Genomic DNA, 23636 nt, shown 5'->3' with positions numbered 1-23636 from the left:
AAACTATTGCTCTATATGGTTTAAAATATTTTTTGCCATATCGTCCCAAGTGTAAGCTCGTAATGCTTGCGAAAGAGAAGATACTAATTTGCTGTAATGGTTTTTATTGCACCACCACTTTTGCAGTCGCGCCGCTAAATCAACAGCATTCTCAGGATTAGTAATTAACAAGTCTTGCAACTCTGGCGGATAGCGTTCGGCAACTCCAGCGTTAGCACTAACTATGCTTGGTAAACCACAACAGAGGGCTTCATGTACTCCCAAACCGTAAGCTTCATAACGAGTAGGAGCAACTAAGCAATCAGCCGCCTGTAATAAATGTGGCACATCAGTACGAAAGCCCAGAAAATGAATACGTGAACTGATGTCTGCAACAATAGCGCGGTGTTGCCACAGTTTCAGTTCTGTACCAACCCCAATTACTACCAAATCAGCATCCCAATTTGGTAAATTACATAACTGTTGCCAAGCTGCAAAAAGTGTATCGAATCCTTTGCGGCGATCGCCTAAAGCACCAATGAACATTACAATCGTTTTGTCAGCAGGCCATCCAAGCTGCTGACGAAGTGCTACACGCTCCTGTTGTGTCGCTGGAAAAAAGACTTGGGGATCGATGCCATAATAAACTTTGTGGAGGCGCTGTTCTGCAATCCCTAGTTTCTCTACTAAATCTCTTTTTGTTTTATCTGAATTAACAATAATTACCCGCGCCAATTGCAAAGCTTGTCGTTCTGTTTTCAAAAACAGCTTATAAGAGACTACATTTTTCAACTGACGTAACAACCCAGTCGGATTGTTAGGTCGATAAGCTGCATGAACGTAATGCACCCAGTTGATATCTCCCCATTGGCAGTTACCGCCATTTACTAGCACTCGTCCTCCAGCGTTTGTTAAGCGTTGTGCTAAAGTGCGTCCCATGCTACTTAGCAAGGGACTACTGAATAAATAAGACTTAGCTATCTTGGATACTCGATGAAATTTAACATTAGGATAAGCTAACAACTCATTTGCCACCCGATGGGCAACTAAATATACTTGTTGTTTTTGTCTTGCTAGGTAGTCAGCCAAAGCAAAATTAGCTCTGTCCATCCCACCCGTTCTCACAAAATCACCTGTTATCAGTAGATAAGACTTCATAGCTGGACAGATTGTAAAAGTTTGTTATCCCCAACTTTGCTATTACGAGTAGCTACAAACAGTACGGCATTTAGTAACCAAAACTCCATGCCGCCCTGACTTATAAATAGAGGATAGTTAAAAGTAATTGCCACAGCACCGATGTTATAGGCAAAAATCAACCCACCCCATAGCGCAAAGTCACCTAATTGCTTACTAGTGGCAATATTCCAAGCAGTCTGACACGCTAAATAAAGTGCAACAATATAAGCACATATCAGTGGAACTCCGCCATCGAGCAACCATCCTGTCCACTGAATTTCGACCCAAATTGGCTGAGATATCAGGTCAGTATTATCACCAAAATAATTATTGATCATTCCCCAACGCCCCAGACCTGCCCCTAAAGGATATTGAGGCAGTAGGGTTTCAATAGTAGTTTGCAAAAAATTCCCCCGGTTTTGTTGATAAACTTCTTGAGGAGAACTAACAAACAAGCTAGATAACCTTTGCAGTGTTGACTTTCCGCCAACTGCGATCGCCCAAGAAAACGTGGCTGCAAACAAAGCTGTCACACCTGATACCATCATCGTTAGACGCGCAATTTGACCTGTCCTCATCAACACAACTGCCAAAAAGATCATAGAAATAGCAGCGAATACCAAAATAGAACGAACTTGAGTTAGGTAAATGCAAAACAGACCAAAAGCAGCACTACTTATACCAGCAATACGTACAGTTGGGTTTTTGTATTTGAGTGCAATCACAACACCAAATAAAAAAGCATAAAAACCAGCAATTGCTGCTCCTCCGGGTGTGTCAGTTAAACCCATCGGTCTATAAACCTCTTCACCATTAGCTAAAGTAATTAAAAGGTTGTCTCCTTTAAAAGTACTGTTTTGAATAAATGTAGAAAGAGAAGGCTGAAATTTTCCAGGATAGTATATCTGTAACACTCCAAAGCTGGCACTCAAAGTATGAATACCCCACATGAGAAACATTAAACTTTGAAAACCAATTTGTGTAATTTTTAGGCTTCTTACCCAGAATAGGGGGCTGAAAATAGCAAGATACATCGCACATTGAGCTATTCCTGCCGTCATTGAATTAATATATGGATGTAGGCATAGCTCTAACAGCATGATTGCTAGTACTACAATTGCTGAGTTATGAGCGGGATGCTTAGAACCTTTTGGACGTAACAATATTAATAAAAATAGACAAAAAGCAAAAGAAGCAATTCTTAGTGGGACTCGGAGAATGCCAAGTTGCGGAAATAACAACAATATTTGAAAGGTAAATTGTAAGAGAATAAAGGTGTGCGCCCATGTCCAATTTAGCTTTTCCAATATAGAGTAATCTTGTAATCTTTGACTATTTTTTATGTTCATTAATTCATTTAACAAAGTATTTTAAAATATGTGCATTTTTTACTTATAATCTAGCTAAAAATTACTAAAATATTCCTCACTAGAGTCAACTGAGCCACCATATAAATAAGCTTTTAAACATAGTTATATTAAAAAGTATTATTTTTTTTACTGTAATACTTGCCATCCAGGTTTCTGAAACTTACTCATCACACTTTCAGGATTACGGGTAGCAATAAAACTTGTTGGTTGCCAATGAGTACGTGCATCGTTAGAATCAGGAGCTAATAGTATAGGGCTAATAATATTTCTCTCAATTCTAAAAATTTTGTAGCCCATTGTCTCAAATAATGTAGTTACAGGAGTAGGATAGTCAAGATGTTCCTCAAAAATGCAATCACGAATTCTACCTTGTTTTAGTAAATTTATTGCTCCTTTAATTACTTTCAGTTCATGACCTTCTACATCTATTTTCATAACTCCTATTAGTTGTGTAGGAAATATATTATCTAGAGTGCATGAGTTGACAATTATATTTTCTGAGTTTATTAAACTGTTTGAATTTAAATTTTCATCATTAGCAATAATACTAGCGAGTCCTCGGTTGCTACTAAATGATTTAGGAATGAGAAGTTTTACAGTACCACTTTGATCGGAAATGGCAAGGTTTTGAATAATAAACTGTGTATTTGTTAATTGCTCTTGCCATTGATCAACGTTGTATTTCAACTCTGTAAATATTTCTGGGTGAGCTTCAAAAGCCCAAATACAACTACCAGAAATAGAACTAACACGAGCCGCCAAAACTGCGGTCATACAACCGATATTAGCTCCAACATCTACTACTATTTCTCCTGGTTCAGTTAATCGCCAAAGAGTTTCTGTTACGGCTAGATCAACGACTCCAAGTGTAGCAAGAATTCGTCCATGTTCTTCCTGTGGACGAACTCTAATATGCATACCCCAAGGAAGTTTTTGATTGACAAATTCAGCAGTTGATACTGCTCGAAATGGTAATAATCTTTGCCAAGCGACTTTTGGTTGATAAAAATATTCCGGTTTCAATATTCCAGAAAGCCTCATAATCTCAACCTTTAGTTAAATAGTATATATTTGTACCTTTGGCTTTTGCCCTACACAAAGAATATTGTCACTAAATGCCTGTCCACGAAAGCCTAGATTTTCTGGCCAGTGCCACGACGTAAAAGGTATACGTCCATAGTTGCTGTATTGTATTTGAAGATCAGTAAGATTACACTCCGTATAAATACGGTAAAAATCAATTTCAAGTAAAGCTGTTATGTGCGCCGGATAAAGACCGGGTGCTTCTTGAAAGGCGTTGAACTGATTTTTCAGTATTAAAGTCAATTTACTGAGTAAGCTTAACTGATTGGGAGTAGTGACAATTACTAATCCTCCCGGCTTGGTTAACCTGACTAGTTCCCGTACAAAAGCCCGTGGGTTTTCGAGATGTTCAATAATTTCAACTGCACACACTACATCAGCACAGCCATCTGGCAAAGGTGCTTTACCAACATCCAAATTAAAAGGAATAAATTCTGTATCTGCCGGTAAATCAGCATAACGTACAGCATCTACACCAATATAGTGGTTAAAGCGATCGCCTACAAACGACCAGAGCTTCCCACTACCACAACCAACATCTACAAGTACACCATTACCAGAATATTGTTGTGCTAATGTTCGAGATACCATTTGGTAAACAGGCTCACTACTAGCACCAAGGCTTTGTTGCGCTCGGTTTTCAACATCAGCTTGTACTATTTGTTTTGTGTCATCAGATGCAATCATACTAAAACCTTATGTTCAACAACTTCACAAAGGAGATTGTAAAGCTGAGTTAACTGCTTTACAGGATTACAGAGATACTCAGCCCGTGATTTGCCCCCAGCCGCTAAAGTAGCTCTTTCGCTAGGATTGGCAATCAAAGAACCTAAAACTTCACTCAAAATATTGATATCATTTGGTGCAACTAAACGCCCACAGGAATTATCGACAATTTCTGCTGCTCCCCCTATGGCTGTTGTCACTATTGGCAAGGCTGCATAAAGGGCTTCTACAAAAGCAATTCCAAATGGTTCTGCACTAGTATTAGGTTGACAGTGGATATCAGCAGCAGCCAACAAGCGGGGTACATCATGCCGTTGTCCTAAAAATAGCACGCGATCGCCTATACCGAGTTGTTGTACTTGTACTTTAAGTTCTTGTAGATATTCAGCTTCATGAGGACGTTGTACTCCTCCAGTTAACCAACATACCCAACCTGGTATATGGCGCAGTTGTGCCAAAGCTGAAAGTAACACCCTTTGTCCCTTCCAAGGTTCTAGACGAGATGCCTGAATAATTACTATTGCATCATCGGAAGTGTTAAGTTCGGCTCTTACAGTATGGCGAATCGAAGCATCATTACCAATATCAGCACAGGCTACTGGTAAATAGAGAGTCTCACAATTAATTTTAGGATAAAGTTTTGGCACAGCAGCTTGAGTATAGCGACTATTGGCAATTACTAAATCTGGTGAAACCCTTTTAGCCCACTGTTCTAAAAAATGCTGACCATTAGGCACATCATGACACCAAAAGATAAGTGGTAAATTGTTTGCTTTGACAACTGAGCCAAAAATCGCTTGTGACCAGCAAGAATGACAAATCACAACATCAAATTGCTCTCGCCTCAATAATTGCTGAAGTTGTAATCTTGCTCTCCACACTGTCCAAGGATGACTAATCCTTACATTACCTAGCTGCTGAATATTTGCGTTCCAGCTTCGCAATTCATTTGTTAATCTACCTGCAAAACATAAAGCGAAGTAAGGCTGCATCTGCATACATAAACTTCGCTCTTTTGCCAATGTTACCAGTAGTGTTTCTACACCACCAAATAGATTTCCCGCATAAATATGCAAAACTTTCATCATAAATTAACTGGTTTTGCGATGCCAATATAGTTACTCTCTTGACTCAAAACTTCTTCATATAATTCAAAACTTCGTTGAGCCATAGTTTCTTGGTTAAAATACTCAGATCGTTTGCGGCTTGCTATTACTAATTTGGTACGCAAACCAGGTTCATAGAGCAGACGTTTTGCTGCACTCGCTAAAGCAATTGAATCGTTAATTGGTACAGTCAAGCCTTCTTGTTCATGCCGACTTACCCAAGGAACACCACTACAAGGAATATCAGCATTAATTACAGGACAACCACTCGCCATAGCTTCCACCTGAACTAAACCAAATCCTTCACTGCGTACATTAGAAGGAAACCAAAGAGATGTCGCAGCCTGATAAGCACCTATAAGCTCATCTTCACTGACATGGCCTAACCAGACAATGCGGTCATTGACTCCTAGTTTTTTTGCTAATGCTTTTAGTTCTTGTTCTAGAGGGCCAGTGCCAATTATAATTAGCGTTCCTGGCACTAAAGTTAAAGCTTCAATTGCTATATGCAGTGCTTTGTAATAAACGAGTCTACCAACTACTAGCCAGATTGTCTCTCCATATTTTGCTTTTAAATACTGGCTAAAATCAACTGCTAATTGATTTAGTTCAATATAATTCAAAAAGTCTATTCCTAATGGAAGAATACTTAATTTATGACGATATAAACGTAAAAGTTTTGATCCTTGAATATATTGAGAACTAGTGGTAAGAACTCGTGATGTTTGACTGTAAACTAGATATTCAAAAGGACGTAATACATACTTCAATATTCTTTGCTTAATAATATCGCTATGGTGCGTAATTACCAAAGGTAAACGCCTAGGTAGCAAAGTTAAAGCTAGGAGCATTGTTGGATTAGGAGTATGAAGATGAAGTAAGGTATTTGGTTCGTTAAGCAATCGGCAAAGATTACTTAAAACTTTTGGACAAAAATCAAATCGCGCAAATGACAAAAAGCGACCCAGTCGTGTGACCTGTACATTACAATCTGTCTCGTTAACAGTCTGAGTTCTATTAGAAAAATGTCCATGCTGATCAAAAGCATTCACACAAATCACATGAACTTCCGCACCCAAAGCAGCTTGAGATCTAGCTAAGGTTTGAACATGTGTTTCAATGCCTCCACGGTCTGGTGGATAGTATTTAGACAAATGGATGATGCGATAATTTAGTGTTTTTAGCATCTAAACCAAATACATTTCAGTTAAGGTTAATGAAAAGAGCAATCCAAAACTCAAAAAGTATTTTTAAAATCTTGGAGTTAATAATGTTGCACCTTGAAGTAAACTCAGAGTCAAATAAAACTACAAGTAGCAGATTTTAGCTTAGTCTTTAAAAAAACTAACAACTTGTTTGACTACAGATATAAAACTTTGTGAAATTATATGCTCTATTTGTAATTCAGCGCTCTCTTATAATTGTTTAATCCTAAATTATTTTCTGTGAAAATATGCTACGTCAGTTGCTGTGATCATCAGCAATTTTAGTTATATTTGGAAATGAATAAATTTAATAATAGAGAATATACGTAAATTCAAAAAATGAATGAAAAAATTTTAAATAACAAATAATTACTTACGAATTTATACTAAATTTTTAATTTATATTCAAAAAAATAGATTGCCAGTTAGCATAATTAGCAACCCAAAATGATTCTAAAATTGCATAAACTTCAGTATCTGCTACTTCATTTAAGGGAATAGACAATTGCGCCCATATACAACGATTATCCCTTAGAATTTCTTTACCAAAAATCCAAGGTACTATACGACTCCAAGTCAAATCATAAGTGTATCGATTTTGCATAAATTGAGTTGAGGTAACGGTGCTACCTCCACGCGGATTTATACAAGCTGTTAAATAAGTTTGTTTAGCATCGCTGTATAACAGATAATAGCCAACTCCTTTTACATATCTAATATTTTTTTGATTTGCGCTTGTCTGCTCTAAAAAAGGATTTGATTCACCTCTAGTATTCGTAAAATAGCGCATCTGTAACTCTAGGTGCTGGTTATTTTTAACATAGCTATAATCTTTTTGCGATCGCACTATTATAGCCTTAGTATCTGTTGGAGTATTAGATTTTTGATTACTCCAGGATTTAACTTTTACTTGCTGCCAACTATTTAAATTAATTGAGTCTGGTAAAACAAATGTATCGAGCGATCGCCCAGTAGTAATCAAATAAATATTAGTTAATATAATTCCTATTAAGGTAACAACAAGAAACAAAATTCTTTGATGATTTACTATAATTTTAGTATCAGTATCATCTTTTTCTGTAGAATACAATAGTTCTAATGGAAGTATCCAATTACATAAAGCTGCATAAGTAATAGTTGCTAGTGCCATAAACAAAGCACCTCCCGTATAGCTATGCCAATATTCAAATAAATTGTGATTATTAACTACAACAGCTAACAATGCTACACGAATACAGCCAACTATAAATCCTGTAAATACAGCGCATGAAATTAGTCCTAATCTCTGCTGCCAAGTTAAGCGAATAATGACTATCATGATTAACAAAGTGAGCTTTAGTAGCCATAAAATCAATAATCCACCTGTGCAGTAATAAAGAACTTCGACTTGACCCGTAGGTAATGTGACGAAAGCATCTCGTGCAGTAGCTTTCAATCCCAAATAATGAAGTGAGAAAGCAGATATAGTTGCAGTTAATTCACTAAAATGCAGTCGAAAAGCAAAAATTTCGTTGATGAAGCCATAGGGAGAAAGCATCAAGCACAACAACAAAAATAAGCGCCAGTGATATTTGATGCCTGAAAAACCAAAAGATAGTAATCCTAAACCAAAAACCGCAACAACTGGGCCGAATCGAAACAACAATAAGTCTAAACTCCACAAATGTAGCGGTCTGATTATAACTATGAGTGTTAGTCCTAAACCTAGTAGATTGGAAAACCAAGTTGTTATGTAATCTTGCTGTTGATTTTGCCACAGTAAAAATAAAATACCTAGCCAATAGAGTACATAAAAAGAAATATTATCACCTTCAACTGGATGATTACTAACTATATGTAAATGTAAAATAGCAAATACACTGAAAATACCAAGTATGTAAAACCGCTGGTATTTAAATAAAGGTTGAAGGCGAAGAGAAAATACTTGTTTTGTTTGACTAAGTATTTGTTTATTGATGAACATTTTTTACTAACAGCTAATTTCAGATATCTTAATGATTGACACGTGTCCAACGAGTCAGATTCCAAAGAGTAATAAAGCAAATACCTGATATTATTGCTCCTAAATTTATTCTTACAGCATCTTTAATTAGATTTTTAATTTGTTGTCGCTTGACTACTTTAGCTGTGGCTAAAGTATTTTGAGCAACAGTTTGAATTTGCTGAGATATTTTACTTTTTAAACCTTGTGGAGATTGATTAGAACCTGCTTCATTTTGAATATTTAGATTATTGGCTAGATTATTTAATTCTTGGAGAGATACAACTCCATTTAATTTATCAGTTATTTTTTGTAGTTGTTCTTGTTGTTGTGCCTGCTGATTTGTAAATTGAGCATTAAGGTTTTTATAAAGTGTGAGACTATTGTTAATACCTAAAGGTAGTAGCAGCAAATATAATATGCCAATTGCTAAGGCAAACCAAGATAAAAACTTGAGATTTGAAACCCGTCTTGGTTTAACGATACTGGTTTGATTATATAAAAATATAAATGTCAATCCCAACAAAGGAGACCATACGTGATCTACCATTTGTCCAATAGCTTGAAATTCCCAAACAGGATCTGTTAAACGGGGAGGAATAAGGATGCCAAGGTAATCAATTAAAGAAAATATAAGCAAGGTATAGCCAAGAAAACGTAATAAAGCAAATGAACGTTTTTCTACAGCTTCTGTTATTTCTATTGACTTGTGAGAAAGTTTCTCCGGTTTTTGTGTTGTCATTCGATTTGAATTGTAAAAAGTCTCATTCTTCATCAAACAGTAATTAATTTGTATATTATTCTTAAATCTTTAATTAAAAACCTCAGTAATAACACTTAAGATAGGTTTTTAAACCCAAAGTCGCCACCACAAGATTAGAAAAGCAGACGTAATTAATGGTTCCTTTTTCACTTTGGAGCTACCACGATTGTTGATCGATCCAACGCTACCAAGTTCGACTGATTGTTTTTGACCCTCAAGAAGAGATGACTGTTAAATGGCAAAACGTAGAACAATATCGTCAAATAATTAAAGAATTATTGCAGACTTACAGTGCGATTAATGTGTTTAGATAATTCTTATGTTGTAATTACTGGTATATTTTACACCAATTATTAATCATAATCAGCGTGATTTTTTCGGAAAAGCTGGCTTATTGAGTTCAATCTTTATGGTTTCTAGTGTAAATACTAGATGCCTTATGAATAATTTACATAGGTTTGGGTGTAAATACTTTATTTCTCTATTCGCACCTAGAAAATCAGGGATGTTTTTTGAGATATCTACGTACGTAAACAAAAAAAAGTAAAAACTTATCATCTACCCATTGACAGATACGGGAGAGGGGGAAATATCATGGTAAGTAATGAAACAAGGATTGCGCTGTTTTGTTTATACAGCCAATACAGTCAGGATTGGTTGTTTATCAGGCATCATAGTTAGTTATTTTTTTGCGTTGCGTGGTGCCAGTTTTCTTGTTTTTTTCTATGTGTTAAAGGCCGCTGAGTGTTCCACAACAAGCCGCAACGATATAGCAAAACACAGATAAGCATCTTCCGTAATTCTTGAGTGTGCATAATCTTGACTCTGTTGTGTTCAAGTTTATGTTTTTTCCTTCTACAACAGCAGGTATATTTCAATTCGTTTTATTGGAGAACTTTGATGAAGCTATCTCGTATTCTTTTATTAGTTGTTAGTAGTGTTGCTGCTGGTATGCTTGTCAATACATCACCAGCTCATGCTATTCAATGGACTTTGAATAATTTTACTTACTCAAACGGGCAATATACGGGTTCAGGTAGTTTTGATTATGACAGTAGCAATGGTAGTTATTCTAATATCAATATAACTTTTACTAAAGTTGCTACTGCACAGTCATTCACTTTTACTGATGCTAATAGTCATTTATCTGCTGGTTGGGCTAATAATTACAATGCGATAGATTATGTGACTAATGGTTGGAATGGTACAACTGGTGGGTATTTTCATATTGATGGTGCAACTCCTTTCAGCTCCATAGGAACTGTGGCTGCATCAGGTGGGTATTTTAATGTAGTGCAGTTGGGAACTGGTGGTAATGTCAATTTGGATGCTGGAGGAACCTTGGTTGGAAACTATCAAGCTGGTGATGTAACTGTTCCCTTTGATATCCCCGGTGGTGCAACAGTTCCCGCATTCGGCGCACTACTAGCCCTTGGCGCAATGAGAAAAGCTAGAAAGAACATAGCATTAAAAACCCGCCTCGCCAACTCTGTAGCAGCAACGATTAGCTAGGATAAATTTTTCCACCTCCTGATTTGCCGTTTTTGATACCCGGCACTCCACGACTAAAGGCAGAGATAACTGTTGGGGTGAAGCTTTTGTCCTCTTGGACGGTTTGCTACTATTACTGATGCCCAAATCTGTCAACAATCGACTCCCCCAACTGCATTTTTGTGGTTTCTTTTTAGGAGGGGTTTTGTTGGGTTTCACTTCGTTCAACCCAACCTTGTGTATTGAAAAGCAAAGACATAATCAGCAATGTTTTTTTGCAGAGATGATCTTGACGCAGGAGTTATGAGAAGCGATCGCCCTCATAGTTAGATTTAATCTGCGATCGCTTTTTTTGTGGATGAGCTACTGCTCGGTGCGAAGCAAGCGATCGCCTAAGATCGCCCTGCTCTTGGGGTATGAAGATCGTTTGTTTCTACAACATAATTCTTATGTTGTAATTACTGGTATATTTTATACAAAATATTAATCATAATCAGTGTGATTTTTTCGTAAAAGCTGGCTTATTGAGTTATAGTTCTAGGGTTTCTAGTGTAAATACTAAATGCCAAATGACTACTTTACATAGCTTTGCGTGTAAATACTTTATTTCTTTATTCGCACTTAGAAAATCAGGGATGTTTTTTGCGATATCTACGTACGTAAAAGTTTTAAGGTAAAATTTATTGTCTATCTATTGACAGATACGGGAGAGGTAGAAATATCATGGTAAGTAATGAAACAAGGATTGCGCAGTTTATACAGCCAATACAGTCAGAATTGGTTGTTTATTAGGCATCATTGTTAGTTATTTTTTGCGTTGCGTGGTGCCAGTTTTCTTGTTTTTTCTATGTGTTAAAGGCCTCTGAGTGTTCCACAACAAGCCGCAACGATATAGCAAAACGCAGATAAGCATCTCCCCTTAGCTTGAGTGTGCATAATCTTGACTTTGCTGAAATCAAGTTTATGTTCTTTCCTTCTACAACAGCAGGTATATTTCAATTCGTTTTATCGGAGAACTTTGATGAAGCTATCTCATATTTTTTCATTAGTTGTTGGTGCTGCTATTCTTGCCAGTACATCACCTGCTAATGCACTGAATTTCAATTTCACTATATCAAGTGGCTCGAAGACAGCTTCGGGTACTATCTATGGATTGTCGGATAATGCTACGAGTAGTGCGTCACAGGTAATCGTGACATCAACTAATTCTACAGCTCTTCAGACTCCCTACTGGCTGGGAGTTAACTTCTTAGGGCTATCCCAAAACACAGCTTATACTCGGGAGAATTCTTTCACAGTCGCAGGGGGGGTAATAACTAATGCTCATTTCTTAGTATATAGTAATGACTCTACGGCGCGTCTACTAATGCTAAACCCTGCAAATAGTTCTTCATATAACGGCTTTAACTTTTTTGGAAATTGTGGTGCTGCTGATTGTGTTTCCTCAGGTTTCAGTGGTTTTACTGGCGTAACCTACTCTGCTGCTAGCGCTGCGGTTCCCTTGGAGATCCCTGGAGGAGCAACAATTCCGTCATTGGGAGGACTATTTGCTCTTGGCGTAATGAGAAAGGCTAGAAAGAGCGTAGCATCAAAAACTCACCTCGCCAACCCTGTCACAGCAACGGTTAGCTAGAACAAATTTTTCTACTTCCTGATTTACCGTTTTAACTGTTGGGGTGAGGCTTTTGTCCTCTTGGACGGTGTGCTGCTATTACTGATGCCCAAATCTGTCAACAATCGACTCCCCCAACTGCATTTTTGTTGTTTCTTTTTGGGTGACTTGTATCGCTTACAAAAGCCCTTATAGCGTTTGGCACAATCATCCAGAGAGTTACCTAACTCTAAAAAAGCCGAGCGGGAATCAAGATTATGCTGTAGCTAGGATAAATTTTTTCATCTCCTGATTTGCCCTTTTCTTTACCTGGTAAACAACTCAACCTATTTTAGTGCATTTATCCAAATATCTTTCTAAGTGCAAATATCAAATCAAGAGAGTGCGTTAAGAAGGTAACGCACCCTACCTTAACAAACTTTGTTGTAACTCGTAATGTAATGAAGACTAAAAAACACGAGAAACTATTTAAAACGCCAGTTGAAATCACAGAAATTATTGAAAAGCGATCATTCGGCTTATTGCGGTTTCTTGGCTATACCCTGCTTAGCCCTCTTCTGTCACTTTCCGGGATGGCGATCGCTAGAAGCCTGATGAGGCAATCAATACAAGCTATACTATTAGAAAAAAATTGGTCTTGTATTTAAATACCGTTGCCAATTTACGAGGCTTTGAAGCCTGTAGAAACGGCATGAATACGTCCCAAAGAAGTAAGCTTGGCAAAAATCTGATTCAATAAAATAGGCTCAGGGATTTGAGGAAGCATTTTTAAGATTTCATGTACATATCGAAAGCCACGATAATGAGCCTTAAGGTCAATAATGCCAGAATCAGGATTGTGTTGACGAAAATCAGATAGAAGATGATGGGATAAATTGACCATAAAAAATGCTAAATTGGCTGCATTAGTCACAGCAGTTTGGCTCAGATTCATAAAATCTTCCAACCCCCAAAATTGCTTGGCATCACGGAAGTTAAACTCGATTTGGAAGCGGAGTTTGTAGTAATCTATTATTTTGTCAAATGATAGGTTTAAGTCGCTAGAAAATAAAATTACATGACTACTAACATTTGAATCGGAAACAAGTGTCTTCGCTCAACGCTTACTAATGATAATGTAAAAAAAATAGCCCTAATATAGGTTTGCTGACGAGGCTAGAAAAAAATCTATCCAGCCCATAAGTCTGTTTACCTGACTTGCTGACTACAACTTCATCTCCTGCAAGCAAATATACTTCATTTTCACGAAACAAATGCTTGCGAAAAAATAGCCACAATAACGTCGCCCAAGGTATTACTGTCCCAAAAAACCTCAATATTGTCCGATAACTGCCACCAATAAGAGCCCAACGTGATATTCCTAACATAGTGACTCGGCCGTTCATTGCTAACATCGCCAAGATTATTTGGTTCAACTGCCGCATTGTTGTTGCGTTTATCTGCGGTAGCAAGCATTGTAGTAGTGATAAAATGTCTGGCATGGGCTGATTGTAGCTTTCGAGTTGTCGTTGTGAGAGACAATAACTCTACTACGAAACGCCCTACCTCTTCATGCTCTTATTTTGGCAACGGTATTGGTATTTGTTATTAGAAAATAATTGCGCGATCGCTTGCTATACAATAGCTCTAGAAACCAGAAATGGCAAATGTTTTCGGAGAGTGACAGAAGAGGGTTAGAGACTTCCAGAAAATAAACTATTCCATTAACAAGAATGATAATCATTTTAAAGGGGGGAATGAAGGGGCTGCCGACAGCAGCCCCTTCATTCCCCTTTTGTAGTAATTTGAATAATGATGTTTGTTTTTGAGTGTGGTAACTGGTGGCTATAGTATTAACTGATTCTCTCAAAAAGTTGTTGATTGAAACTGCATCTCAATTAAAAGGTGCAGCAAAACGTAAATTTATGGCTTCGACAGTTCAGGGCTTAGGTTTAGGAGGGCAAAGACTTACATAATCAGAATTAGGATGGAATCGAGATACTATTAGGAAAGGAATGAGAGAATTAGAAAGTGGTATTACTTGCGTTGATAACACGAGTGGCAAAGGACGTTATAAAGCAGAAGAACATTTGCCAAATCTTTTAGAAGATATAAAAAATATAGTAGATTCGCAAAGTCAGACTGATCCTAGTTTTAAAAGTCAAAGACTATATAGCAGACTCAGTACAGCCGAAGTCAGAAAGCAATTAATTGAAAAATATGGTTATAGTGATGAAAATTTACATACATCAGAAACAATTCAAGTCAAATTAAATAATTTAGGTTATAAGCTCAGAAGGGTAAAGAAAGTTCAACCTCAAAAAAAATCCCACAAACTGATGCCATCTTTGAGCAATTAGACCTAGTTAATATTGATGCTTCGGAAGATAAAAGTATTTTACGTCTAAGCATGGATGCAAAAGCTCGCGTTAAGATTGGCTCATTTGATCGCGGGGGTAAAAGCAGGGATGGAGCGAAAGCTGATGACCATGATTATAATCCAAAAACAACTGTAACTCCTTATGGTATATTCCTTCCAGAGTTTGATGAATTATTTTTATACTTTACGGAATCGAAAGTTACAAGCGATTTTATTGTTGATATTTTAGAAGATTTTTGGTTATCAGAAAAGCATCGTTTTTCTGATATTCAAACCCTACTTCTCAATCAAGATAATGGGCCGCAGAATAGTTCACGGCGTACCCAATTTATGAAACGTATAGTAGAGTTTGCCCACAAACATCAAGTAAATATACGTTTAGCTTACTATCCACCTTATCATAGTAAATATAATCCGATAGAAAGGACATTGGCAATACTAGAGAATCATTGGAATGGCAGCATTTTAGATGAAGTTGAGACAGCTTTAAAGTTTGCTAGTACTATGAAATGGAAAGGTTCTCATCCAGTAGTTAAGCTAGTACACGAAACTTATGAGAATGGGGTAAAACTTACAAAAAAAGCTATGGCTCAAATTGAAAAACAGATTGAGCGGCTAACCGATTCTACTCATGAAGTCTTCCCAAATTTAGGTAATTGGTTTATTGATATTTATTGTAATAAAACAAAAGTTATTTGATTTTAATAACAGCATTTATTTAGCTACAAAACATCCCTTATTTACACTGTTTAACTTCAAAGCAGACGACAAGTGTATAGATTCTTCATGCATAGATGAGGGGGAGAAAAGGGGTTGCTCTCGGCAACCCCTTTTCTCCCCCTTAAAATAATTATCATTCTTGAGAAAACCTATCTCTTGTTTTTCTTGGAATAATTTATTCTTTGGAAGTCCCATTAATTATATTTTCCGTGATTGACTACCTTGGTATTCTTATCCCCCCCGCTTAACAGATCCCAACTGGGAATTTCAAGCGATCAGACAAATGGTAGATCATGTATGGTCTATTTTACTGGGATTGATGTTTATATTTTTGTATAGCCAAAGCAGCATTATTAAACCTAAACAACTATCTATTCTAAAATTTTTCTCTTGGGTTGCTTTGCCAATCGGTATAGTTTATCTATTAATGTTGCCTTTAGGAATTAATAACAGCCTGACCCTCTATAAAAATATTAATAATCAATTTACTAATCAACAAGCACAACAACAAGAGCAACTACAAAAAGTAACCGAAAAACTTAAAACAGTTAATTCTCAGCAAGAATTAACTAACATCGCCAATAGCTTAAACCTGCAAAATGAAATCGCAGCTAGCAAATCTCCTCAAGATTTGAAGAATAAAATATATCAGCAAATTCAAACATCTGCTCAAAATGCTGTAAGCACGGCGAATGTAGCCAAGCGAGAGCAAATTAAAAACCTAATTAAAACTGCTGTCAGAATTAATTTAGGCGCAATCATATCAGGTGTTTGCTTCATTATCCTATGGAGATTGACTCGCTGGACAAGGATTATTGAAAAGAATGTTGGGTGAAAAGTCAGTTATTAGGAAAAGGAGCAGAGGGCAGGGCTTTCAAGGGTAGGTTTTTTGTTTAAGCAGATGAGAAAGCAGTGGGACTTCTCCAAGATTCAGGGAAGAAGCTAGCAACAGGCAAAGGTTGAGCGAGTAACAAGGCAACAATAATCTGAATAAAACCACGTCGAAAACAACTTAAAAAACGTGTTGGTTTTTTAGCTGGTGGCTGAGTACGTGCTATGTGAGTTGGTGGCAAGTCATCATAACTACTATTACTATGTAGCATCAGCCTCATTGCCAACACCGACCAGCCAGAAAGTAGCCACAGCGATGGCTAACCAATGTCGTTCGGCACGTTTGGTGTCAGTGATTTTGGTCAAATGCCAGTGTAGTCCACCACGTTTAGTATCCTTGAAACCGCATTCAATCCAAGAGCGCATTCCATCCACATTGCCAAAACTTTCCCTTGTGGCCGACTTAGGTGTGGTAGCTTTTGGTTAACGATTGCTATCCAACTGTTCAAACCTGAATACTCGTTCATGACCTGCTTTGTGCCACGATACTAATTTATCGCACTGCTATGACATCCGAATGGCACTAAGAAAAGCCGAAATGCTTATTAATTAAGCAGTTTGTAATTGTTTGCGTAATTCATGCCGGGGTTTGGTCAATCTGGGATAAGCTTTGGGGCGGCGTTTGGTGACTCGTGGTTCGGTGCGTGCAGGACGGTCGGGGACAACCTTGTGAACAATAATTTTCAGCAAACTACGATAAAGTCGGATGCGTTTTTGAGAGTGAGCAGTTTCCAATTTAGGAATAAAATTCAGTAAATGATGTCGAGTACCTTGAAGCGATAAACGATTTGGAGGAGTATTGTGAGTAATCCCAGCCGACCACATTAAGCTCCGAATTAAATTGTAAGCCAGTAAATAAACATGAATTTCTTTGCGGATCATGGAAGGAGATTTACATCGTAAAATATCCATACCCAAAGTAGTTTTTAAATGTCTTAAATCTAGTTTAACATCCCACCGTTTACCGTAAAGTCCAACAATATCCAGAGTAGAATAAGTTGCTTTATCTAAAAGAGTAGTAATTAAGCTAACTCGCCCTGTGCGAAAACCAGGAATAACAATGTAATAATAAATCTCTCGCACAGTTATATTTTTAGGTAGAGCATCAAATTCATCTTTACTCAAACCTTTTGGACAACTTTTAGGCTTATACCAAGTAACTAATTTGTCACAATCTCCAATAATTTTACCTTTTCGCATAGTAGTTGTGCGAGATGAATGCTTACGAAATATAGCATCACAATCAAGTTGTTTAATAGCAAACAGATCAGCATAAGCGCAAAACGCTCTATCCCCTAAAAGCACATCATTTGGTTTGAGAAAACTGTACAATCTCCTTGCTAATTTAATATCATGGGTGTTCAGAACATCGATACATAAAGCAATAGCGGCTCCTGTAGCTAAACTGAATATCACCCCAATTTTGGCAATTGGGAATCCACATCCGGTTTGTTGACTACTAGGTTGAGGGTATTGTTTTTGATTCTCTACAGTGTCTGGCATGGAGACAGTCGAACCATCTATCACTTTCACATTCCGACCACACCATAAGTTTTCTTCTGTCACTTTCTCTTCTAGATTTTGTGCTGAATAATTGAAGAGTTTCTCCAATAATTTTTCTGGGAGTCTCGCCCTAGCTTGGCAGTAACCACTCGTATCAGTTGATGGAATTTCTAACTCTGATTCTGCCAAATGTGCAATTATTTTACTTACAGCATTGTGGCAAGTTTTATCAGTATCTAGTACTTGCGATAAAAATGCCCATAAAGTTATTAACGGGTCAAATAACCGCTTTTTATATTTAATTTTTAGCTCGGATATTGCAAGTTTTATTGCTGATTCCGGCAATAGTTCTTTAAAAGGTAGCCCTAAACTCTGACTAAATTTGTCCTTGAGAATTTGTACTCGTAATGTCACAGTAGTAATAATTTTGGTTTTAGCTTATTCGTCTCAAACACAGTATTTCACGGACGAGTAAGCTTTTTCTACCTTCAAAAATTGTTGGGGCAACTATACATCATCTTGGAGGAAGCGATCGCCTGACTCATGCCATGACTACGCGAGTGGGCATTCAAGCTGTAGCTTCTACTCCGCATAGCTTAGAGCTTTTCTTAGTGCCATTCCTATGACATCCCTGGCTTGCCACCAGATAATCTCAAAATGGAAGCTATGTTTAGCCATTTGCGTCGTCACCAGCGGCGGATTAGTGGGCGCAAATCAACTGCCGAATTACGTGATGCAAGGTCAATATCAAGTTCTTTTTCTGGCTGAAAGTGAAAAACAGTTACTTGAGCAAATCAATCCAGCAAATATTTATAACGGAGTATAAAGTTCAACGTCGTAGATTAGCTTTTGCAGAAGCTCCTCGCCAACGCAAATATCGCCTTCATCATGACCCAATTAGTGCAATACAAGCTTTGGTCAATGAACATACAGAAATTCTTACTATCCTTGAATCTCAAGCTCTTTCATACCAATTAGACAACTAGGGATGCTATGCTCTTTCTGACTTTTCTCATCAAGCCCAAAGCTAATAGCCCGCCTAATACGGGTATTGTTGAACCTCCAGGCATGTCAAAAGGAACTGCTGCCGTAGAATAAGACATAGTTCCAGAACCTAGACTAGACACTGATGAGCTTGGATTAGTATAATACTCAACACTACTAATAAATACTTGATAACCTGTACCTGAAGTTGTCCCTGTTTGAAAGTTTCCAAAATTCCGTCCGTAATTGGAAGTATTCAAGAACGCAGAGTTTACCCCTCTTAGTTGCGTGCCTGCGGTGAAAATATTCGGAGCATTAAATTGGATGGTTCTATACGTGTCATTAGGATCTTGTGTGTATACTATCCCTGAACCAACATTTGTAAAGCTTAGGTTAGTGTATTTTTGTGATCCAGTATTTCCAGTGGTATCAAATGTTCCAGTATAGTTACCACCACTACCACTAATAGAAAAGTTCCATGTGATAGCGTGGGCTGGGGATGTACTGGCAAGGATACTAGCAGAAACACTACTAAAAATTAATGGAAGAATACGAAATAGCTTCATCAAAGTTCTCCAATAAAACGAATTAAGATTGTTCTGCTGTTGTCAAAGAAAAGAACATAAACTGAAAAACAGCAAAATCAAGATGACCTGTAATTGAAAACTAAAAACAATCAGACTAAGACAGCACAGAAAAGAGCAGTAGCAGTCAGCCTAATTTTTTTCTAAGAACAAATGTTTTCAGCTTTTATGGCTACCAATTCGCGTGTGTACTTGGTTATACATTGAATTTGGTACATCCTAGCCAGAAAATAGATTATTGTCAATTTTGTATACATAAACAACTACGTAAGTATTCTAGACTTGAAGTAGGCAGATGTAATTAGATGTAATATGGGATTGCGATCGCCCAGTGTTTCATAGAGAGGAACAAAACAATCGCACTCAATACTTATAGGATAAGAATGGTAGGTTGGATGGAGCGATCGTTTTACCCAACGAACGGTTGATAATGTTGGTTTACCCTTCAAGAAGGCTGCGCCTACGTTCCTTAAAATAGATGTAGTTTAAATGCCAACTGGATAAGTATCTTGTCTACTTAAAAATTAAAGGACGAGCAAAACACCCATCCCATAAAATCAATTAAATTATTCTGCAAATATGCAACGCCAAAGCTGACCTGTTTTAATTGCAATGATGACAGCAAATTGAGCGGTGGCAAAATTTAACCTAACTAACCATCTCGCTGATGGGATGAGAGACGCGGGTACTTGATGCTATGCTCTTTCTGGCTTTTCTCATCAATCCCAAAGCTAGTAGCCCACCCACTGCCGGAATTGTAGCACCTCCAGGTATGTCGAAGGGAACTGCTTCTGTAGGGTTAATGCCAAATTGGGCAATTGCTGAACCACTGGAGTTGCCTTGATATACGTTCAAAGTGAAGGGACTAACCCCTTGTATTGAAAGACCATTTGCGTTTGTTTTTGGAGAATTCATAAAAAAGTTAAGGTCAGTTATTTGACTACTAGAATTCGTGGTCAATATCCACCCAGTCAAATCAGATAATGTAAAGGTTGTAGCACTAGGTGTAGATAATAAACCTGTAAAATTGATTTGAAATCCATCTAATCCTGCCGTACTACTCGTACTAGCTATGTACTGGTTAGGTGTTAACAAACTATCGTCAAAAGTCGCTGTTCCTGTTGCAGAGCCAGTACCAGATTGTAATACTAAGTTCAGATTAAAAGTCTTTGATAGAGCTTGAGATGGAGATGTTGTAGCAAGAATACTCGTAACAGTTGCAACACTAACTAATACTGAAATCTGAAAAAGTTTCATAGAAAATTCTACCTCTTATTACTTAAAAACTAAAAACAATCAGACCAAGACAGCACATAAAAGAGCAGTAGTAGTGAGCCTAATTTTTCTTTAAAAATAGATGTTTTCAGTTTTTGTAGCTACTAATTTGCGTGTGTATTTAGTTCTTATCGAATTTTGTACATTCTAGCCATAAAATATATACGTGTCAATACTTTTTATACACAACACATACGTAAGTAATATAGACTCTAAAAATCATTCACAAGCGGATTTATTCTGAGTCATTTCAGTATTTTTACTAGGTCTGATTATTTATTTTTCGTATAGGATTGTCCTACTTCCAATGCCAAATAGTAAAGATTTCATAGTGAAGACTTTAGAGGATGTCTAAAAAGCCAAAAATGTCATGCTGTCACTTGCGCCGGATACGGAGTGATTCTTCTCTCCTATGTGGGATACTACGTTCTACTTCATGACGCTCAAAATCAGAAATTTATACCTCGTGTATACTTTTGAGACATCCTCTCAGCCCTCATACTTTTGAGGACTAAAGTCCTCACTACGAACTTTACAAAATATTCATGTATTGGATAAAGCAAAACACTATTCAAGCTAGTAACTAGCAAAAGATATGGAAGAACATTTGCAATATTGGGCGATTCTAAAGCGTCGATGGTTGCCTGCTTCTATAGTTTTTGGGCTACTTTTGACATTAGCTATAGTTAAAACTGTAATAGAAACGCCAGTTTATCAAGCAACCAGCCAACTAGTCTTAAAAAAGAACTCTACTTCTTCGCTTACTGGAGTCGGCAACCAATTAGGACAGTTAGAGAGTTCGGTAAGTGGTAGACCTATGGGAACTGAAGTTGCAGTTCTGCGTTCTTTGCCCATAGCCGAAAGGACTATCAACGCTCTCCACTTGAATATCAACCCTTTTGCATTCTTAAACGAGCTAAAAGTAAAAAATCTAGAAAATACTGATATTCTAGAACTTTCTTATGTAGATACAGACCCCAGAAAGGCTGCTTCAATTGTCAATACCTTAATGAAGGTCTATATAGAAAATGATATCAATGCCAACCGCGCTCAAACTAGGTCAGCCAGAGACTTTATTGCTCAACAGCTACCGCTGAGGAAAGCTGCATTACAAGAAGCTGAACAAAGGTTGCAAGTTTTTAAACAACAGAACAGAGTTTTAGACCTGAAAGCAGAAGCAGCATCGAGCATTGCAATTCTTACTGATTTAGACAGACAAATGGCTGCAACTAGATCAGATTTAGCCTCTCAAACCGCACGGATGGAATCAATTAAGCAACTATTTGGTGTGAGTTCCCAGGAGGCTGTAGTTGCTGGTTTTGTAGGTGAGTCTCCATCAACTACTTTAGTTCTCGGACAGTTGCAAGATGCCCAACAAAAACTTGAACTTATGAGGCTACGTTTGACAGATACTCACCCTACAGTCATTAACCTCAAAGAACAAGAAGTTGTTCTCAAAAAAGAACTAAAAAGGCGCATAGAACAAAGTTTTATAGGTAGCGCAGGACGTTTAAATCAAAGCAAAAATCCTGAAAACATTGTGCAGCTTAGAGGTCAAGGTCTGCAACAGGGAATCTTAGGGAACTATGCTAGCGTTGAGGCGGAACGTCTTAGTTTACAAGTGCGGTTGAAAGCTTTAAGTCAAGTCATTGTATCTTACAGACAAAGAGCTAATACCTTGCCACAGCTAGAATTGCAGCAACGCCAGCTAGAGCGTGAAATAAGCGCAACTGATACCAGCTATCAAAACCTTCTAGCTCGATATCAAGAACTGCAAGTGGCAGAAAATCTACAGGTAAGTAATGCTTTGGTTGTGACACCTGCATTAATTCCAGGAGTACCAATTAAAAGCCGTCAATATATAAACTTATTGCAAGGGCTAATTGGTGGTCTTGTGCTGGGTGCAGCCACTGCTTTTGTCTTGGAAAAATTTGATAAAACTGTCAAAACTACTCAATCGGCTAAAGATTTATTGGGGTACACTTTACTTGGTTATATTCCGCCGTTCAATAATGGGAATCTTATCCCAGAATTAATCGTTAAAGATAAACCTAATTCTCCTGTCAGCGAAGCTTTTAGGATGCTGCAAACTAACCTAAGAGTTTTTAATTCAGAGCAACCAATCAAAGTTACTGTGGTATCGAGCGCTGTACCTAAAGAAGGTAAATCGACAATTGCTGCTAACTTAGCTGTTTCTATGTCTCAACTTGGACGTAAGGTTTTGTTAGTAGATGCAGATTTACGTAATCCTAGTCAATACAAAATCTGGAAAATCTCAAATGAGGTGGGGTTAAGTCACGTTTTGAGAAACCAGTCTGATTTGGAAGAAGCTGTTACTGAAGTTGTACCCAACCTGGAAGTTTTAACTGCTGGTGAATTAAATAACAACCCTGCTGCACTGCTTGATTCCAGCCAAATGGCTGTATTTGTCGGACAAGTCGCACAAAAATATGATTTCGTAATTATTGATACTCCACCTTTAACGGTAGCTGCTGATGCAACTATTTTGGGCAAACTGGCGAATGGAATTTTGTTTGTAGTTCGTCCAGGAGTAGCTGATACTGATAATATTTCTCTTTCTAAAGAACTATTGGCGAAAGCTCACCAAAATGTTTTGGGTATAGCAATTAATGGGATTAAAGCTAATCAGCAATATTCTGGTTACGCAATGAGTAAAGTTTAAATGTGAATTACAGCAGTTTTCAATTCCATAACCAACCTCTTGTATGCCCTCATTCTACAATCTATTCTCTCAGTTTTGGAAGAAGGCGAGCCAATCTTAAAGTCCCTTCTCCAAAGCCGAAAGAGGTATTTAGGGTGAGGGC

At 37.5% G+C, this 23636-nt stretch carries 18 protein-coding genes and 2 pseudogenes; 6 read left to right on the top strand and 14 right to left on the bottom strand.

The genetic code is table 11. The features are described 5' to 3' along the window. Nucleotides 1-3: 3 nt before the first annotated feature. The 8 genes from QI031_RS31070 to hpsJ-A (QI031_RS31035) all read right to left on the bottom strand — a co-directional run bounded on the left by QI031_RS31070 (nt 4) and on the right by hpsJ-A (QI031_RS31035) (nt 9371). A complete protein-coding gene (locus QI031_RS31070; RefSeq protein WP_281486205.1) occupies nt 4-1137 on the bottom strand; it encodes a glycosyltransferase family 4 protein in 1134 nt (377 codons plus the stop codon). Then, on the bottom strand, nt 1134-2507 hold the full coding sequence (locus QI031_RS31065; RefSeq protein WP_281486204.1) for a hypothetical protein: 1374 nt from the start codon (nt 2505-2507) through the stop codon (nt 1134-1136). Before QI031_RS31065 ends, QI031_RS31070 begins: the two co-directional genes overlap by 4 nt. Before the next feature lie 147 nt (nt 2508-2654). Continuing rightward, the gene (locus QI031_RS31060; protein ID WP_281486203.1) at nt 2655-3569 is read right to left on the bottom strand and encodes an FkbM family methyltransferase; all 915 of its coding nucleotides are present in this window, start codon (nt 3567-3569) and stop codon (nt 2655-2657) included. A 15-nt stretch (nt 3570-3584) separates the two neighbouring features. Continuing rightward, complete coding sequence (locus QI031_RS31055; RefSeq protein ID WP_281486202.1) at nt 3585-4298, bottom strand: class I SAM-dependent methyltransferase; 714 nt, start codon at nt 4296-4298, stop codon at nt 3585-3587. Beyond that, nucleotides 4295-5425: a glycosyltransferase gene (locus QI031_RS31050; protein WP_281486201.1), complete on the bottom strand. Its 1131-nt coding sequence runs from the start codon at nt 5423-5425 to the stop codon at nt 4295-4297. The genes QI031_RS31055 and QI031_RS31050 overlap by 4 nt, the downstream gene beginning before the upstream one ends. Next, nucleotides 5422-6630 carry a glycosyltransferase gene (locus QI031_RS31045; protein ID WP_281486200.1) on the bottom strand — a complete coding sequence of 403 codons (1209 nt, stop codon included), beginning with the start codon at nt 6628-6630 and terminating at the stop codon, nt 5422-5424. The genes QI031_RS31050 and QI031_RS31045 overlap by 4 nt, the downstream gene beginning before the upstream one ends. A 412-nt stretch (nt 6631-7042) precedes the next feature. Beyond that, nucleotides 7043-8611, bottom strand: coding sequence for a cyanoexosortase A system-associated protein (locus tag QI031_RS31040; RefSeq protein ID WP_281486199.1), 1569 nt, complete (start codon nt 8609-8611; stop codon nt 7043-7045). 28 nt (nt 8612-8639) lie between these two features. Continuing rightward, entirely contained in the window at nt 8640-9371 is a 732-nt protein-coding gene (hpsJ-A, locus tag QI031_RS31035; protein ID WP_281486198.1) for an HpsJ-like protein, cyanoexosortase A-associated, read from the bottom strand. A 921-nt stretch (nt 9372-10292) separates the two neighbouring features. On the opposite strand from hpsJ-A (QI031_RS31035), the gene QI031_RS31030 reads away from it, so the two are divergent. Both QI031_RS31030 and QI031_RS31025 read left to right on the top strand, forming a co-directional pair. Next, nucleotides 10293-10904: a hypothetical protein gene (locus QI031_RS31030; protein WP_281486197.1), complete on the top strand. Its 612-nt coding sequence runs from the start codon at nt 10293-10295 to the stop codon at nt 10902-10904. Nucleotides 10905-11904: 1000 nt separating this feature from the next. Continuing rightward, entirely contained in the window at nt 11905-12516 is a 612-nt protein-coding gene (locus QI031_RS31025) for a hypothetical protein (RefSeq protein WP_281486196.1), read from the top strand. A 640-nt stretch (nt 12517-13156) separates the two neighbouring features. Here QI031_RS31025 and QI031_RS31020 read toward each other — a convergent pair. After that, nucleotides 13157-13976, bottom strand: a pseudogene (locus QI031_RS31020) (transposase). A 345-nt stretch (nt 13977-14321) separates the two neighbouring features. On the opposite strand from QI031_RS31020, the pseudogene QI031_RS31015 reads away from it, so the two are divergent. Next, nucleotides 14322-15553, top strand: a pseudogene (locus QI031_RS31015) (ISAzo13 family transposase). Nucleotides 15554-15857: 304 nt separating this feature from the next. Beyond that, the gene (gene hpsJ-A, locus QI031_RS31010) at nt 15858-16409 is read left to right on the top strand and encodes an HpsJ-like protein, cyanoexosortase A-associated (RefSeq protein ID WP_281486195.1); all 552 of its coding nucleotides are present in this window, start codon (nt 15858-15860) and stop codon (nt 16407-16409) included. Between the two features lie 58 nt (nt 16410-16467). On the opposite strand, the gene QI031_RS31005 is transcribed toward hpsJ-A (QI031_RS31010), so the two are convergent. From QI031_RS31005 to QI031_RS30995, 3 genes are all read right to left on the bottom strand, one after another. Continuing rightward, nucleotides 16468-16677, bottom strand: a complete 210-nt coding sequence (locus QI031_RS31005; RefSeq protein WP_281486194.1) for a hypothetical protein — start codon at nt 16675-16677, stop codon at nt 16468-16470. Then, the gene (locus tag QI031_RS31000; RefSeq protein WP_281486193.1) at nt 16667-16831 is read right to left on the bottom strand and encodes a hypothetical protein; all 165 of its coding nucleotides are present in this window, start codon (nt 16829-16831) and stop codon (nt 16667-16669) included. Before QI031_RS31000 ends, QI031_RS31005 begins: the two co-directional genes overlap by 11 nt. Before the next feature lie 183 nt (nt 16832-17014). Beyond that, nucleotides 17015-18382, bottom strand: coding sequence for an IS4 family transposase (locus QI031_RS30995; protein WP_281486192.1), 1368 nt, complete (start codon nt 18380-18382; stop codon nt 17015-17017). A gap of 371 nt (nt 18383-18753) precedes the next feature. On the opposite strand from QI031_RS30995, the gene QI031_RS30990 reads away from it, so the two are divergent. Then, nucleotides 18754-18954, top strand: coding sequence for a hypothetical protein (locus QI031_RS30990; RefSeq protein WP_281486191.1), 201 nt, complete (start codon nt 18754-18756; stop codon nt 18952-18954). Here QI031_RS30990 and QI031_RS30985 read toward each other — a convergent pair. Both QI031_RS30985 and QI031_RS30980 read right to left on the bottom strand, forming a co-directional pair. Beyond that, on the bottom strand, nt 18943-19518 hold the full coding sequence (locus QI031_RS30985; RefSeq protein ID WP_281486190.1) for a hypothetical protein: 576 nt from the start codon (nt 19516-19518) through the stop codon (nt 18943-18945). The two genes, QI031_RS30990 and QI031_RS30985, sit on opposite strands and share 12 nt — an antisense overlap. A 666-nt stretch (nt 19519-20184) precedes the next feature. Then, the gene (locus tag QI031_RS30980) at nt 20185-20793 is read right to left on the bottom strand and encodes a hypothetical protein (protein ID WP_281486189.1); all 609 of its coding nucleotides are present in this window, start codon (nt 20791-20793) and stop codon (nt 20185-20187) included. A 613-nt stretch (nt 20794-21406) separates the two neighbouring features. Here QI031_RS30980 and QI031_RS30975 point away from each other — a divergent pair. After that, nucleotides 21407-23494, top strand: a complete 2088-nt coding sequence (locus QI031_RS30975) for a GumC family protein (RefSeq protein WP_281486188.1) — start codon at nt 21407-21409, stop codon at nt 23492-23494. The last annotated feature ends 142 nt before the right edge of the window (nt 23495-23636 follow it).

Origin of the sequence: Halotia branconii CENA392 (assembly GCF_029953635.1) — a bacterium.
In the GTDB taxonomy this organism is placed as follows: Bacteria; Cyanobacteriota; Cyanobacteriia; order Cyanobacteriales; family Nostocaceae; genus Halotia; species Halotia branconii.
Note: the sequence above shows the minus strand (reverse complement) of the source record. Positions and strands in the feature narration are given on the sequence as shown.

Coding starts and splice junctions, on each gene's coding strand:
- QI031_RS31065 (WP_281486204.1), bottom strand. CDS start 2,507: ATGAACATAAAAAATAGTCAAAGATTACAAGATTACTCTATATTGGAA.
- hpsJ-A (WP_281486195.1), top strand. CDS start 15,858: ATGGTAGATCATGTATGGTCTATTTTACTGGGATTGATGTTTATATTT.
- QI031_RS31030 (WP_281486197.1), top strand. CDS start 10,293: ATGAAGCTATCTCGTATTCTTTTATTAGTTGTTAGTAGTGTTGCTGCT.
- QI031_RS30975 (WP_281486188.1), top strand. CDS start 21,407: ATGGAAGAACATTTGCAATATTGGGCGATTCTAAAGCGTCGATGGTTG.
- QI031_RS31040 (WP_281486199.1), bottom strand. CDS start 8,611: ATGTTCATCAATAAACAAATACTTAGTCAAACAAAACAAGTATTTTCT.
- QI031_RS31070 (WP_281486205.1), bottom strand. CDS start 1,137: ATGAAGTCTTATCTACTGATAACAGGTGATTTTGTGAGAACGGGTGGG.
- QI031_RS30980 (WP_281486189.1), bottom strand. CDS start 20,793: ATGAAACTTTTTCAGATTTCAGTATTAGTTAGTGTTGCAACTGTTACG.
- QI031_RS31005 (WP_281486194.1), bottom strand. CDS start 16,677: ATGCTACATAGTAATAGTAGTTATGATGACTTGCCACCAACTCACATA.
- QI031_RS31045 (WP_281486200.1), bottom strand. CDS start 6,630: ATGCTAAAAACACTAAATTATCGCATCATCCATTTGTCTAAATACTAT.
- QI031_RS30985 (WP_281486190.1), bottom strand. CDS start 19,518: ATGAAGCTATTTCGTATTCTTCCATTAATTTTTAGTAGTGTTTCTGCT.
- QI031_RS31055 (WP_281486202.1), bottom strand. CDS start 4,298: ATGATTGCATCTGATGACACAAAACAAATAGTACAAGCTGATGTTGAA.
- QI031_RS31025 (WP_281486196.1), top strand. CDS start 11,905: ATGAAGCTATCTCATATTTTTTCATTAGTTGTTGGTGCTGCTATTCTT.
- hpsJ-A (WP_281486198.1), bottom strand. CDS start 9,371: ATGACAACACAAAAACCGGAGAAACTTTCTCACAAGTCAATAGAAATA.
- QI031_RS31050 (WP_281486201.1), bottom strand. CDS start 5,425: ATGATGAAAGTTTTGCATATTTATGCGGGAAATCTATTTGGTGGTGTA.
- QI031_RS31060 (WP_281486203.1), bottom strand. CDS start 3,569: ATGAGGCTTTCTGGAATATTGAAACCGGAATATTTTTATCAACCAAAA.
- QI031_RS31000 (WP_281486193.1), bottom strand. CDS start 16,831: ATGCGCTCTTGGATTGAATGCGGTTTCAAGGATACTAAACGTGGTGGA.